This is a genomic window from Oleiphilus sp. HI0086 (assembly GCF_001635225.1).
In genome coordinates this window covers 1-1126 of the sequence record NZ_LWFZ01001475.1, presented here as the reverse complement: position 1 = coordinate 1126, position 1126 = coordinate 1, and the positions used below count along the sequence as shown (strand labels likewise).

Annotated in this window: 1 protein-coding gene; it reads left to right on the top strand. The window is 46.2% G+C overall.

Annotation, left to right across the window (positions count from 1 at the left end; all coding sequences use genetic code 11):
• Nucleotides 1-1126, top strand: a 1126-nt coding sequence (locus A3756_RS24995; RefSeq protein WP_255376542.1) for a glutamate synthase central domain-containing protein, incomplete at both ends; no start/stop codon positions are given.

Sequence of the window (1126 nt, the reverse complement as noted above, 5' to 3'; positions counted from 1 at the left end):
AGAACGTATTTGAAGAAACGCCTGAGCATGCGAAGCGAATTATTTTGGCTACGCCGGTACTGACACCTGCGAAGTTTAGCTGCTTTACCTCGGATAAAGATGGTTTTGAACATGCCTTAATTAGCCTTCAGTACAAGGAAGAGACTGGCTTAAGGCAAGCAATTGTTGATGTGTGCCAGCAAGCAGAAGAAGCTGTTAGACAAGGCAAGGTTGCGCTTGTTTTGTCGGATAAAGATATCGAACCTGGCTTATTACCACTAAATGCCTTTATGGCAACGGGTGCAGTGCATCACCACTTGGTTGAGAAGGGCTTACGTTGCGACTCGAATATTATTGTGGAGTCTGGTTTTGCCCGTGACCCTCATCACTTCGCGGTGTTGTTTGGTTTTGGTGCTACGGCAGTCTTCCCTTACTTGGCTTATCAGGTTATGAGTGACCTGATCAGTACGGGTGAGATGCTGATGGACCCAATCGAGGCGAAAAATAATTATCGTCGCGGTATTGGTAAGGGCTTGTTGAAGATCTTATCGAAGATGGGTATTTCTACAATTGCTTCTTACCGTGGCGCTCAATTGTTTGAAGCAGTAGGTCTTGCAGACGATGTTGTTGACCTATGCTTTAAAGGTGTCGCAAGTAGAATTCAGGGTGCTGATTTTGAAGACCTGCAATCAGAGCAAGCACTGTTGGCTAAAGAAGCTTTCAAGGCGCGTAAATCGATCCAGCCAGGTGGTTTACTGAAGTTTGTTCACGGTCAGGAATATCACGCCTTTAACCCGGATGTTGTCAATACAATTCAGCAAGCAGTTGAGTCGGGCGATTACTCTGTTTACCAGAAGTACGCAACCTTGGTAAATGAACGTCCAGCGTCATCCTTAAGGGATTTGTTTGCTTTAAGTGATTCTGCTAAAGAGATTCCTTTAGACGAAGTAGAGCCGGTAGAGAATATCTTCCCTCGTTTTGACTCGGCAGCAATGTCTTTGGGAGCTTTGTCTCCTGAAGCACATGAAGCACTTGCTGTTGCAATGAACCGTCTAGGTGGCCGCTCTAACTCTGGAGAGGGTGGTGAAGATGCAGCGAGATTTGGTACGGAAAAACGTTCCAAGATCAAGCAGATCGCATCAGGCCG